Origin of the sequence: Streptomyces natalensis ATCC 27448, from assembly GCF_000935125.1 — a bacterium.
GTDB lineage: Bacteria > Actinomycetota > Actinomycetes > Streptomycetales > Streptomycetaceae > Streptomyces > Streptomyces natalensis.
Genome location: NZ_JRKI01000018.1, coordinates 173,894 through 186,907 on the forward strand (window position 1 = coordinate 173,894; position 13,014 = coordinate 186,907).

The 13,014-nt window shown below is 68.5% G+C and carries 11 protein-coding genes and 2 pseudogenes; 8 read left to right on the forward strand and 5 right to left on the reverse strand.

Annotated elements, in window-relative coordinates:
* Positions 1-46: 46 nt before the first annotated feature.
* Positions 47-1,024, reverse strand: coding sequence for a transposase family protein (locus SNA_RS13225; protein ID WP_044365101.1), 978 nt, complete (start codon positions 1,022-1,024; stop codon positions 47-49).
* A gap of 198 nt (positions 1,025-1,222) precedes the next feature.
* On the opposite strand from SNA_RS13225, the gene SNA_RS13230 reads away from it, so the two are divergent.
* Complete coding sequence (locus SNA_RS13230; RefSeq protein ID WP_030063365.1) at positions 1,223-2,149, forward strand: NADP-dependent oxidoreductase; 927 nt, start codon at positions 1,223-1,225, stop codon at positions 2,147-2,149.
* A 396-nt stretch (positions 2,150-2,545) separates the two neighbouring features.
* Here SNA_RS13230 and SNA_RS13235 read toward each other — a convergent pair whose 3' ends face one another.
* The gene (locus SNA_RS13235; RefSeq protein WP_198535027.1) at positions 2,546-3,055 is read right to left on the reverse strand and encodes a winged helix-turn-helix transcriptional regulator; all 510 of its coding nucleotides are present in this window, start codon (positions 3,053-3,055) and stop codon (positions 2,546-2,548) included.
* A gap of 534 nt (positions 3,056-3,589) precedes the next feature.
* Between SNA_RS13235 and SNA_RS38265 the strand changes: the two genes are divergently transcribed.
* Complete coding sequence (locus tag SNA_RS38265; protein WP_030063367.1) at positions 3,590-4,234, forward strand: hypothetical protein; 645 nt, start codon at positions 3,590-3,592, stop codon at positions 4,232-4,234.
* Between the two features lie 104 nt (positions 4,235-4,338).
* On the opposite strand, the gene SNA_RS13245 is transcribed toward SNA_RS38265, so the two are convergent.
* Entirely contained in the window at positions 4,339-4,527 is a 189-nt protein-coding gene (locus tag SNA_RS13245; RefSeq protein WP_241779625.1) for a hypothetical protein, read from the reverse strand.
* A 35-nt stretch (positions 4,528-4,562) separates the two neighbouring features.
* Here SNA_RS13245 and SNA_RS13250 point away from each other — a divergent pair, with 35 nt between their 5' ends.
* The 4 genes and pseudogenes from SNA_RS13250 (at position 4,563) to SNA_RS39445 (ending at position 6,977) form a co-directional block, all read left to right on the forward strand.
* The gene (locus SNA_RS13250) at positions 4,563-4,985 is read left to right on the forward strand and encodes a histidine phosphatase family protein (protein WP_241779637.1); all 423 of its coding nucleotides are present in this window, start codon (positions 4,563-4,565) and stop codon (positions 4,983-4,985) included.
* A pseudogene (locus tag SNA_RS45140) lies at positions 4,982-5,332 on the forward strand (aminoglycoside phosphotransferase); the annotation flags it as partial. The gene SNA_RS13250 and the pseudogene SNA_RS45140, both read left to right, overlap by 4 nt.
* Before the next feature lie 38 nt (positions 5,333-5,370).
* Entirely contained in the window at positions 5,371-5,817 is a 447-nt protein-coding gene (locus SNA_RS45145; RefSeq protein WP_420823472.1) for a BUD32 family EKC/KEOPS complex subunit, read from the forward strand.
* A 35-nt stretch (positions 5,818-5,852) separates the two neighbouring features.
* The gene (locus tag SNA_RS39445) at positions 5,853-6,977 is read left to right on the forward strand and encodes an NAD-dependent epimerase/dehydratase family protein (RefSeq protein WP_241779627.1); all 1,125 of its coding nucleotides are present in this window, start codon (positions 5,853-5,855) and stop codon (positions 6,975-6,977) included.
* Positions 6,978-6,984: 7 nt separating this feature from the next.
* On the opposite strand, the pseudogene SNA_RS45150 reads toward SNA_RS39445, so the two are convergent.
* Positions 6,985-7,242: pseudogene (locus SNA_RS45150) on the reverse strand (nuclear transport factor 2 family protein); the annotation flags it as partial.
* 703 nt (positions 7,243-7,945) lie between these two features.
* Positions 7,946-9,556 (reverse strand): alpha/beta hydrolase, encoded by a 1,611-nt coding sequence (locus SNA_RS13275; RefSeq protein ID WP_030063373.1) that lies wholly within the window; start codon positions 9,554-9,556, stop codon positions 7,946-7,948.
* Between the two features lie 465 nt (positions 9,557-10,021).
* Between SNA_RS13275 and SNA_RS13285 the strand changes: the two genes are divergently transcribed.
* The gene (locus SNA_RS13285; RefSeq protein WP_420823479.1) at positions 10,022-11,767 is read left to right on the forward strand and encodes a sensor histidine kinase; all 1,746 of its coding nucleotides are present in this window, start codon (positions 10,022-10,024) and stop codon (positions 11,765-11,767) included.
* Positions 11,768-11,865: 98 nt separating this feature from the next.
* Positions 11,866-12,519, forward strand: a complete 654-nt coding sequence (locus SNA_RS13290) for a response regulator transcription factor (RefSeq protein ID WP_030063375.1) — start codon at positions 11,866-11,868, stop codon at positions 12,517-12,519.
* Positions 12,520-13,014 lie beyond the last annotated feature (495 nt).

Genomic DNA, 13,014 nt, shown 5'->3' on the forward strand with positions numbered 1-13,014 from the left:
ATTGCGGTCGGGGCGTGCCGGCCTGGCGGTTCGGCTCGGGGGTTGATCAGCAGGCCGTCGGGCCGGCGAGGACCAGCTCGGCGCTTGGCTTGCGGAGGGTCATGCGCCTGGCGGCCCGGTCTGAGACCAGGGCGCCGATCGCGGCCATGGCCTCTGGGAGGTCGCCTCGGCGGCCGGTCCAGCGTTGCAGTGACCGCCACTGCTTCGGCTCGGCGATGGCGTGCTCGACCATGATCCGCTGTTGGGAATGGCGGTGGCGGGTGTTGTCGTAGAAGTTGCGCTCGCCCGGCCCGGTATCCTGGCCCAGCTTCTTCGGCGGGGCGCTGACCTGTCCGGGGAAGTCGCGGGCCAGACCCTGACAGCCGGAGTCGACCTCGGCCCGGACATTGGGGTGCAGGCGCAGCTGCTCCTCGATGCCCTCGCTACGGACCTGGGTGACGTCGTGCATCCGCCCGGGCCGGATGGCGCCGAGCCACAAGCCCCGGCCCTGCCCGTCGCTGATGACGACGGCCTTCTCAGTGTTCTGTCGCTTCTTGCCTGAGACGAACGCCCGCCGTCCCGGCCGGTGTGCCTTGGGCCTGCGAACCTGGACCTCGGTGCCGTCGATCCGCAGCGTGATCCCCTCGGGCTCGGCATAGGAGAACACGTCGGCCAGGGTCCGCAGCCGGATCCCGGGCCGGTCCGGGACGGCGAAACCGCGCGCGGCCAGCAGCGGACGCACCTCGGCCACCGACCGGTCGACCGTGGAGCCGGACACTCCGAACAGCACCGCCAGCACTCGGTGGGACAGCTGCCAGCGCAGCGCCACCAATGTCACCAGCACCCGATCGGTGAACACCAGCCGGTGGTCAGGGCCCGCCCCGGCCGCCCGTATCCGGGCATGACCACGCCGTTCGTCCTGCCCGGCTTCCCGGGCCGCCGACCACGGACCGGCCAACTCGGCGATCAGGGCCCCCAGGTGTTCCTTGGAGATCCCGCACAGCGCAGCATCGGAGCAGGCCGCGCGGGCCCAATTTGACTTCACACTCTGAATGTTCCCGCTCGGCTGTTCATGTCCTGACACCGGGGCATGGGTCACGCGTGTCCACTACCGACACGACCGCCTGATGAGATGACTGGTTTTCATGCCGCCCCGACGGAATGAGAAGCCAGTCGTCCAGGTTCCAGGGACAGCCTGCCGGGACCTGCCCGGTCAGGGCACCTTCAGAGAGAAGACGTAAAGATGCGTGCTGTCATCGTGTCCGAATATGGTGGCCCCGACGTGCTCCGCGTCGCCGAAGTGCCAGCCCCTGAGCCAGGTGACGGTCAGATCCGCATCCGGGTCGCGGCGGCCGCGTTGAACCCCGCCGACGCCTTGATCCGGTCCGGCGCCCTGGCCTCGCGCGTCCCCGTACAGGACTACTACATTCCCGGTCTCGATGTCGCGGGCACCATCGACGCCCTGGGCGGCGGTGTCCGTGGCTTCGCGGTTGGCGACGCCGTGATCGGCCTGTCCGACTGGCCAGACACCCAGGCGGGCACGCATGCCGAGTACGTCGTCCTGCCCGCCACGGCGGTCGCCGCCGCGCCCCGGCACGCAAGTCCAATCGAGGCGGCGACACTCCCACTGAACGGACTCACTGCCTGGCAGGCCCTGGACCTGCTCGGCGCGGCCGACGGCGCCACGGTGGCGATCACCGGTGCGGCAGGCGCCGTGGGCGGCTACCTTGTCGAACTGGCGGTCGCGCGCGGTCTGCGGACCGTCGCCGTCGCCGGGCCGCAGGACGAGGGGCTTGTGCGCAAGTTCGGGGCCGACATCTTCGTTCCGCGCTCCGAGGACCCCACCGCCGCGATCCGCGCAGCCGTTTCCGGCGGAGTCGACGGGCTGATCGATGCAGCCGCCTTGGGTGGGTCAGTGATCGGTGCAGTGCGAGACGGCGGCGCGTTTGTCAGCGTTCGCGGCGCGGGTCCAGGAGCAGAGCGTGGGATCCGGATCTCGCAGATCCAGGTACACAGCGACACGGTGCGGCTCGCCGAGTTGGCTGCGCTCGCGGACGTCGGCGGTCTCACCCTGCGGGTGGACCGGACGATGCCATTCGCGGAAGCCGCCGCGGCCCACGACGCCCTGGCCTCGCGCGGCCTGCGCGGGCGCATCGTACTCGTGCCCTGATCAGCTGATCCTGGCCGCGGACCGGCCCGGGTAGACAGAACCGCGGCTCGGGCCAGACCGTCCTCTAATCGTGGGGCTACTCGTAACTCGTCCGAGCAGTCTCGGTGTTGGCGGTGATGGCGATTCTTGAAAACGGCCAGTGTCGCTCCTCGCCCCGCTTGATCGGGTTCCAACGGACTGGGGAAGTGTGGCGAATACAACTCCAGTGGGGCGCCGGGCCGTTCGGCCGCTTGGCGTTTCGGGTGTGCTATTCCGTGGATTGCTCGGCACGGTGCTTCATGCTGCGCATTTCTGCCCTGACTGGCTCGTCCCCTCCGGAGTCGCGTCACGGCCACCTCCGTCACGTCGTGGCAAGGCAGCGAGCCAGCACCTCTGCACGGACCGACTTCGCGTGCTCTAAGCTCCTTCCGCCGGGGGTGTTGGTCCCTTCGCGTAGCGGTTGCGCATGGCATCGCTGGCCGCAGGGCCCGCCGTGAAGACGTACGCGGCGCTGTCGTCGAGCCGGCGGCCGGTTTTGGCGTCGACGACCACGGGCTCGACCTGCTCTCCGCTGTTCGCGTCGACGAGGATCATGCTGCGTTTGTCCGGTGCGAGGCGGGAGTTGCCCCAGGCGGCCAGGGCGACGATCACCGGTCGCAGGGAGCGCCCCACTTCGGTGAGTACGTACTCGTGGCGGACGGGGCTGGTCTGATATGGCCTGCGCTCCAGTAGTCCGTCCGTGACGAGGGTTTTCAGGCGGGTGGTGAGCATGCTGGAGGAGATGCCCAGGCTCTCCTGGAACTGGTCGAAGCGCGTGTAGCCGTCGAAGGCGTCATGGAGGATCAGCAGCGTCCACCACTCGCCGACGTGCTCCACCGTCGTGGACAGCGGGCACTCGCGGTCCTCCAGCCTGATCCGGCTCGCCATGGCAACCATCCCCAGTTACTGCTAAAATCGAAGTTACTAGCTTTTATTTTAGCAGTGACGAGAGGGGTGGTGCCTCGCAGGCCCGCGCCCCGGAACGGACCACACCGTGACCACCTCTATCAACGAATCCCTCGAAGGTCGGCGCGCCCTAGTCACCGGCGGCACCAAGGGCATCGGAGCCGCCATGATCGTCCATCCCACGCCTCGTGCAGGTCGGCGACTATGTGCCTGGGATTTCAGGTGAGCAACTCCGTGGTCGCCACCGAGCGCCGGGTGAGGTGATTCATATATCTCCATCAGCGGCGGTCCTGCAGGTCTCCTGCGGTGTCCTCCGAGGATCTGTCGATGACGCTGTCCTGCCACTTTGGCTCGCCGCTGCGCGGTATGCGTCACCAGATCGGCGCGCTGCTTGTCGACAAGGGTGCCGGGAACGGGGCACTGCAACGGGCCGTCGGGTTCTGTCCGATCAGCCTTCGCTGTCGGTTTGTTGATCGATACGGTGAGCGGTGATTGTCGTCTCGGGGAGGGGAGTCGATGGAGCTCGCAGACAGATATCAGGCTCTGGCGCGTGGTGCGCTGTTGGTTGCTGAGTCTGCCGAGGACGCCTACCGGCTGGGTGCCCTTGATCGCTTCCTCAAGCCATGGATCCGGGGCAGACTGCACTCACTGGGCAGTCTGCTCGACAGTTGCGACTCCAGACGCCAACTGGCCGAGGACACAAGGGCCTTCGCCCAGACAGCCGCCAGGTACTCGGAACTGCGGGACCAACTCTTTTCCGACGTTCACCACACGCGCCCGGAGCCACCCTGGCGGATCGTGGGACAGAAGACGATGGCGATCCGGGCACAGTCCGGAGTACTGCTGCGACAGCCGACGTTCATCCTGCGGCGCCTGGATGCCGGCTCGGACGTTCTCGGCGCAGCAACCTGGGACTTCACGGTGATCGCTAATCCGTCTGACCCAGCAGACGAGGGCACGTCGTTCGTGGTCATGGTGTCGACCGGCGACCACACCGGCGGAGTACCCGTTCAGGTGTCCAAGGAGCTTGAGAGCGAACGAGCGTGGTACCAGCAGCTGGAGTACGGCTTCTATGCCCTGGGAATCACGCCGTTTCTCACCGCGATCTACGACCCTGATCGTCACCGGAAGCGGGCGACCGATGACGGCTACGGCGGCTGACCCGACAGGCGTCGCAAATGCGAGGAGCCTGCCATGTTGTCCGGCCCGAGACCACGGTATCCCCGTGGCCATCGGGCCGGACATAGCGGCTCTGCACCGGGTTGTCAGGTGCCCGCGATCTGGGCTTCGAGGTCGGCGACCCGCCGGTCCTGGAAGCGGAGGTTGGACCGGGCGGCCTTCAGCCGCTCGTCGAGGGTGCGGTTGTCGGCCGTGAGCTGGCGGACGCGCTGCTTGAGGGCGGTGTGCTCGGCGACGATCCGTTGGATGGTCTCCTCGGTCCATTCGGCTTCCAAGTCGCGAATGTGGCCGAGGAGTTCACCGATGCGGGCTGAGCCCCCTCGTTGATCCCGGCCTCGATGGCCCCGTTCACGGTGCGGCCGACGGCAAGCCCTGGCACTACGTGAAGACCACGGCCAACGGCGGACCGCATGCCCACCCAGACCAACCCTGGGCCACGGGATCCGACACCTGGAACGGCTACCTCCAGCGAGCCGAAGCGTTCCTTTACGACCTCATCGCCCGCCACGACGGCGGCCGCGTCCTGTTCGCCGCACACGGCGAAACGATCCTCGCCGCACACGCCCTCCTGCTCGGACTTGGGCCGATGACGGAAGCCGGCTTCAACGTCTCCCATGCCTCCGTCACCCGCTGGCAGCACCACCACAACCGGCTCGGCCAGCGCCGCTGGATGCTCGACCGGCACAACGACACCGCCCACCTCGCCGCATTAGCAGCGGGAACGACGCCATGAGCACAGCTCACGCCGACCCGCGCATCCAACTCGCGCGCGAGGCGGTCGGAGCTGTCAGCATCGTTGCCGACCCGACGCTCCCGCCCCACCTCCTCCAGCTCGTCGATAGCCGGAGCAACACCTACTTCGCCAAGCAGCACAGAAGCCAGGCCCGATACGTCCAAGAGGCGCATGCCTACCTGACGTGGAGACGCCATCTCCAAGACCACGCCCCCGAGTTAGTCGGCCACCAGGACTCGACGCACACCCTCCTGCTCACCGCAGTGCCTGGCCGAAGCGGTGACACACTGCTGCCCGGTTCGGACGAGGAGGAGCGAGCACACCACGACGCCGGAGCTGCACTTCGCGGTCTCCACCACGCGACAAACGTCGTGGCACCGGAGACATGGGAGCCGCGCTGGCAGATCGTTTCCGAAGCTGGGTTACCAGGGCCGACAGCACGGACCTCCTATCGGGCACCCAGCGGAGCCTTCTCCTGCAGACCGCAAACAAGTTGGTCGGCACGTCCATGGACAGCGCCATCTGCCACCTCGACTACCAACCCAGGAACTGGCACGTCGGGGTCGGCTTCTGGACCTTCGACTTCGAGCACATGCGACGCGACGCCCGCATCCGGGACTTCGCCCGACTCGAGTTCCGCCACTGGCAGGCGGCCCCTCAACTGCGTGAGGCGTTCTTCACCGGCTACGGAAGTCGCCTCACGGATACCGAACAACGGCTCCTGGAGCGCTTCGGCGCCATCGAAGCTGTCACCGCAATCGTCCGCGGTCACGAACAGGGCGACGCCGTCCTGAGCGCCCACGGGCACACCGTCCTGGCCCAACTGAGCTGACCACCCCACCCGCCAACCCACCACTGGAGAGTTCCGTGTCAGACAGCCACACGGCCGCGACCACATCGAGCCCCCGGCGCGCGCTGGTGACCGGCGCGACCGGCTTCATCGGATCCCACCTCGCTCACGCCCTGCTCCAGACAGGGGCCACGGTCATCGGTGTCGACCGCCGCGACCCAGCAAGAGATCAGACAGCCGCCGCCAACATGGCCGCACTGCACAGCCTCCCTGGCTACATGCACATCACCGCGGACCTCCTCACGTGCGCCATCGATCCACTCCTCATCGACGCAGACGTGATCTTCCACCTGGCCGGCGTCCCCGGTGTACGGCCCTCGTGGGGTCCGCAGTTCAGCGAGTACGTCAACTCCAACATCCTCGCCACCCCGCGGCTCATGGACGCCGCCACCCGCATGCACGTCCCCCGGCTCGTCGTGGCCTCCTCCTCCAGCGTCTACGGCCCCACCAACGGCGGCCCCAGCGTCGAAGGTGATCAGCCCCGACCGGCCTCCCCGTACGCAGTCACCAAACTCGCCGAGGAACAGCTCTGCCTCGCCTACGCTTCCCGAGCCGACTGCCGCACCAGCGTCATCGCCCTGCGGTACTTCACCGTCTACGGGCCCCGCCAGCGCCCCGACATGTTCACCCACCGCGCCCTCCACGCCGCGATGACAGGGCAGCCACTGCGCCTGTACGGAGACGGACACCAGCGCCGCGACTTCACGTACATCGACGACGCCGTCGCCGCCACCATCGCCGCCGCGGGCGCCCCCATCGACACAGGCATCGTCAACGTCGGCGGCGGAGCCAACGCCTCGCTGATCGACGTCATCAACATCGCCAACAACCTCGCCGGCCGGGAGATCCAGATCCACGCCGACAACACACGGGGACGCCGAGTATCTCGGTTGATCTGGCCCGGGAAGGGCAGAGGCCTGTGGCCATCCCAGTTGATCTGGTCTGTCTGGGCTGTTTCGAACGGAAACCACGCCTGGGCGGTCCGCCATCCGAGCCTTACGAAGGGTCGGAGTTCTGCAGTTGCTCGAACAGTTGGGGAAGTTGCCCGAAGCCGGCTGAGAGTCTCAGAACGTCGGCGTAGTCCCGCACGTGGACGATCTGCGCTCCGCGGGCCCGCAGGAAGAGGACGAACCCGGACGTGAAGCTCTCTCCTGTGGCGTGGTTGACAGCGTCAAACTCGTGCTCGGCGATGATCAGCTCCGGGTCCGCTGTGTCGTGCACCCGTACCTCACGGAACCCGGCCACTGGTGACGGATACGGCGAAGCCCAAGCACGGGTGAAACCCGCACGGATCTGTTCTCGGCCCTCGTAGCGGGACGCCTCCCGCCGCGGGGCAAGGAAGGGAAACTCATAGACGGCGTTCTCGGCGAACAAGTCAGCCAGCGCATCCGGCGAGAAGTCCAGCATCGCCTGCTGAAAGCACTCCAGTAACTGCCTCGGTGTCTGCGGCACGATTCCTCCAGCCTGGGCTCTGGTGAGCGACAGTACGGCTCAGCCGCCCCCGCCGCAGGCGAATCACTCTCCGCCGCACCCCAGCGGGTCGCTGTCGTGGTGGTCAGCCTTGACAGGCCACCTGAGACCGGCGGCGAATCGGACCAGATCACGTGAGACGCGGACCATTCCCTTGCTTTGTGTCCGGACATGTGGTCGTGGGGCCGGATTCGAGGGGGGCGTCGCAGGTCACACGTCCAGTTCCGTTGTCTGACCCCGTACGGCGGTTCCGGCGAAGCCTGCCCTGGGATCCCGGCCCGGGTCCGTGTGCCGTTCACCGCGCTCGGTCCACTGCCGGTACGCGTGGGGCTGGAGGCGAGCGGGCCGAACTCGTCCAGGCAGAACACGGCTTCGGGCTCGCCTTCATCGGGTATGACTCCGCGTCGGCGATCGCTTAGAGGTGTTCGGCGTTGGCCTTCTTGGGGGCATAGTCCGGGTCGCAGGAGGTCTTACCGGTCTCTATGGCGGTCATGGCCAGGCGGTGTGCTCACCACCTCGTACTGCCCCCAGCCCCGCCCCCGCTGTACCGGTTGGTTCCGCTGGGGCGGGGCTGGGGCATTCGCCGGGGGTGTCCGTGCGGAAGGCGGTCCGGCCCTCGGCACGTCGTATGGGGTCGGGGTTATGAGCAGGTGGTGCCGGCTGCCGGGACCTTGCCGTCGAGCAGGTAGCCGTCCACGGCCTTCTTCAGGCAGGGGTTGCCGGTGTTGTAGCCGCCGTGGCCTTCGCCGTTGAGCGTGAGCTCGATGCCCACGCCGTCGCCCAGCTCCCTGGCCATCTTCCTGGCGCCCTCGTACGGAGTAGCCGGATCGCCGGTGTTGCCGATGACGACGATGGGGGCCGAGCCCTTGGCGCTGACCTCGGTCTTGTCACTCTTGCCGGTGACCGGCCAGTCGGTGCAGCCGGTCAGACCCCAGGCCATGGACTCGCCGAAGACCGGGGAAGCCTTGCGAAACTCAGGCAACTTCGCCTTCACATCGTCGGCGGTGTAGCGCCGCTTGGTATCCACGCAGCTGATGGCACGGTTCGCGGCGTTGGAGTTGCTGTAGCGGCCCTGCTCGTCACGGCCGCTGTAGCTGTCGGCGAGCGCCAGCAGCACATTGCCCTGACCGAGCTTCATCGCCTCGCCCAGCCCTATCGTCAGCGTGTCCCAGTTCTCCTTGTTGTAGAGCGCGGCTCCGATGCCGGTGAGCGCCTGGTCCTGGGTGAGCTTGCGACCGCCCTTGGTGGGCAGCGGGTGCTTGTCGAGCTTCTTCAGCAGTGCGGCGAGCTTCTGGTTGCCCTCGGCTCCGCCCTTTCCGGTCGGGCAGCCAGAGCCCTTCGTGGCGCAGTCCTTCATGTAGTTGTTCAGTGCGAGCTGGAAGCCCTTCGCCTGGCCGAGGGCGCTCTGGAGGGGGTCCTTGGCCGGGTCGACCACGGCGTCCAGCACCGAGCGGCCGACGTTGTGGGGGAAGAGGTGGGCGTAGACGCCGCCGAGCTGGGTGCCGTACGAGATGCCGAAGTAGTTCAGCTTCTTGTCGCCGAGGACTTCGCGCATGAGGTCCATGTCACGCGCGGCGCTCACCGTGTCCACGTGGGGAAGCGTCTTGCCGGAGTTGCGCTGGCAGGCTTCGACGTACTTCTTGTTGGCGGTAGTCGCGGCCTTGAGTTCGGCGTCGTCGTCCGGCGAGCCGTCGACCGCGCTCGCGGCGTCGGTCTCCTTGTCGCCCAGGCACTTCACACCCGCGCTGGCGCCCACACCGCGCGGGTCGAAGCTGACCAGGTCGTAGCGCGAGTGCAGGGTGTCGTAGTCCTTGGCGAGGCCGGGGAGCGTGGTGATGCCGGAGCCGCCGGGACCGCCGAAGTTGAAGACCAGCGAACCGATGCGGTGGCCCTGGTCCTTGGCCTTGGCGCGGATCAGCGCGAGGCCGATCGTCTCGCCGCCCGGCTTGACGTAGTCCAGCGGTGCCTTGAGCGTGGCGCACTCCCACTCGCCGCCCGGGGCCTTACCGCCGCCCTGCGCGGAAGTCGGCGCCGCGCACTGCTTCCAACTGAGCTTCTGCCCGGTCAGCGAAGTCGGCAGGGCGCTTGTGACGGGGCCGGGACGCGACGACGAGGCGTTCGCGGCCGACGAGGACCCGGGCGAGGTCTTCAGGGGTTTGTTGCCGTTGCATCCGACGACGGTGGTGACGGCCAGTACGGCGGCCGCGCTCAGCGCGCCGACCCGTACGGCCTTTCGGGCAGCTATGGGCATGAGGCAATTCCGATCTATGACACCGGACGCGAAGAGGACGGAGCAAACGGACTCCGCGGGCGGCCGGTGGCGGCTTGGTGGGTTACGGGGAACCGGCCATCCGCGCCACCGGCTGATCACGCTGATCACGGGGGGGGGGGTGACGCTCCTTGCCGGTGCTGGGCCGATGCCCCAAGCCTGGCAGCGGATCGTGGCCCGGTAATCAGCCTCAGGGGCCGATCAGCCATCACCCCGCAGGACGACCGGCCCAACGAAAGTCGCTTTGGCTGCGCAGGTTTCCGGACGGCAGCGGTGCCGGACGACAGCGCCCGTGCGACTTTCGTCGTGAACCGTCGCGACCAATGGCGGGTGCGGTGTCCGGCTGTGGCTGCCTAACGTGGCCGCGTGACTCGTGTGGAACGTACAGACCCGGTGGCATCGGCTCGCCACGCGCTGACAGCATGGCTGCGCTCGGCGCCCCGGCGGATGACCGGTCCGGGCAGGGCACTGTTCGCCCCCGGGATGTGGACTCCCTGGCGCATCGTGGGCGAATCGCTGCTGGGCGCGGTGTTCGGGCTGCTGGCGGCGGCGAGCGAGGCCCTGGACGGCGGCGGCACCGTACGGATCGTCGCGGTGGCCCTGGCCGCTGCGCTCCTGTCACCGCTGCGCCGGGTCCTTCCCGCGACCGTACTTCTGATCACCGCCATCGGCTCGGCCGAGTTCGACGGCCTCGCCCCACTGATCCTGGTCGCCGCCTGGTCGGCCGGGCGGCGGATCGACGGGATCAGCAAGGCGGCCGGCGCCTTCACCGCCGCATACCTCCTCAGCCTCGGCCTGGCCCTCCTGCAGGGAGAGCTCCCCCTGCTGCTGGCCCTTGCCGTCGGCGCCCCGACGCTGCTGGTCATGATCGTCGTACCCGGCCTCATCAGCCGCTACTGGTCACAGCGCCGCACGCTGACAGACACCCTTAGGGAGTACAACGCCCAGCTGCTGCGCGAACGCGCGATGATCGCCGGCCAGGCCCGGCTGCGGGAGCGTCAACGCATCGCCCAGGACATGCACGACAGCCTCGGCCATCAGCTCACACTCATCTCGGTGCACGCCGGCGCGCTGGAGGTGGACCGGGAGCTGACCGGACGGCAGCGGCAGGCCGTAGGTGTGCTGCGCGAGGCGTCGGTGGCCGCGATGCACGAGCTGCGCGAGGTGGTGGGGCTGCTGCGGGACGGCACCGAGAATCCCCGGCACGGGGGCGCCTCCCGTGCCCTTCAAGCCATGGGCGAGGAGGACGCCACGGCGCCGTCGCGCGGGGTGGCCGGCATCGAGGGCCTGGTGGAGGCGTCCCGGAGCGCGGGTACGGCCGTGGAGCTGCGGCGCTGTGGCGAGCCGCGCCCGCTGGCCCCGACCGCCGATCACGCGGCATACCGCGTCGCGCAGGAGGGCCTGACCAATGCCCACAAGCACGCCCCGGGCGCCTCGATCACCATCGAGCTGCGGTACGAGCCGGATGCGCTGGTCGTGGAGGTCGTGAACGGCCCCGCCCTCGGGACGGCGGACAGCGGACGGAGCGTGGTGAGCGGCGGTCAGGGGCTGACCGGGCTCGGGGAGCGGACCCGGCTCATCGGAGGCATGGTGCACGCCGGCCCGGCGGCGGACGGCGGCTTCCGGCTGGCGGGCGTGCTGCCGTACACCTCGCCGGAGGGCGGTGCCCCGGGCCGCTCACCGGAAGGTGCGCAGACCACGTTCGGCGGTCCTACGAGCGGCTTCCGGCAGCAGGTCCCGGCGGGCTCCCCGAGCGAGGGCGATCTCGTCATCGACGGGGTCGGCCTGCCGAAGGAACTGGTCAAGGCGATGCACTGGAACAAGAAGCGAAGAGGCATGGCCATCGGCTGCGGGGTTGCGGCATTGATCTTCGTGGTCCTGCCGGTGGTCGCCGTGGGCGTCGCCGCGCTCTTCCTGGCCGACGAGTCGGACAAGGCCGCGATCAATCCGCAGCAGTACGACGCGGTGAAGCTGGGCCAGTCCGAGGCGGCGGTCCGAGAGAAGCTGCCCCACGGGAACTCGGTCCTGGCCCACGGCCTGGACAAGGGCGCGCCGCCCGAGCCCAAGGGGGCCAAGTGCCTCACGCTGATGTCCACCGAGAGCGGCAGCAGCTGGAACATGGAGCCGGTGTTCCGGTTCTGCTTCAAGGGCGGCGAGCTGATCGAGAAGAAGTCGTTCGAGGTCAGGAGCTGAGGGGGATCGGGGCCCTGCCATCCGGGTGGGTGGCGGCTCCGGGGATGATGTTGTCAAGGTGGCTGCGGGATGACCGCTCGGAACAGCGCAGGAGAGTCGTGATCAGGGTTCTCGTCACGGACGACGAGCCGCTCATTCGGGCGGGCATCAGGATGATTCTCACCTCGGCCGACGACATCGACGTGGTCGCCGAGGCGGCCAACGGCCGCGAGGCGATCGAACTGGCCCGCGCCCAGCGCGTCGATGTGGCGCTGCTCGACATCCAGATGCCGGTCATGGACGGGCTGACGGCCCTGGCCGAACTGCGCCGGACCGTCCCCGACACCCGCGTACTGATCCTCACCACCTTCGGTGCCCAGCACAACGTGCTGCACGCCCTGACCGAGGGCAGCGCGGGCTTCCTTCTCAAGGACTCCGCACCCACGGAACTCATCCGCGCCGTGCGCGCCGCAGCGGCCGGCGAGGCGTACCTGTCACCGGGCGCCACCCGCCACGTCGTGGACTCGCTGGCATCCAGCCGGACCACGCTCCGCGCCGAGCAGGCACGCCGCCGGCTGGAGACACTGACCGGCCGCGAACTGGAGGTCCTGGCCCTCCTGGGCGAGGGCCGCTCCAACGCGGACGCCGGGCAGCGACTCCACATGAGCGAGGCAACGGTCAAAACATATGTGAGCCGGATCCTGGCCAAGCTGGACTGCGAGAACCGGGTACAGGCGGCACTACTGTCACGGGACGCGGGCCTGGAAAGCTGACCGCCGCGCGCCCGCCCGCCCAGCACCGAGCCGACTGGGGCGCCTTCGTCGTGATCGTCCGGCCGTTGCAGGCGGTTGTCGTTCCGTGCAGCGCACGTGGTCGGTGCCCCCGCCCAGTCGCTGCCGTCTGCTGACCACTGCGGCTGCCCACGCCTGTGAGGCGCAAGCATGGACTTCGCGGCGAGTGTCCTGTGGTGGGGGTTCTTCGGTGCCGGGACCGCGTTGCTGGTCGCCTTCGCTGTCACTGCCCTCCGGCGGCGCAGGGCAGGCGCTGGTTTCGGGGAGTTGGCCGATCTGATGGAGCGTGAGTCATTCAGTGCGGGAAAGACGTTCTTCACCGTACCCACCGGGCTCGTGGGCGGCGTACACGGGTGGGACACGCAGTGGGCTCTTGGACTCCGTTCCGATCCTGTTTCCGCTGGGCGGCGTCCAAGGGCCTGTCCCGCTCGAAAAGTCGTCGCCGCAGGTGAGCGGGGTGCGGTGGGTCCACTGGGA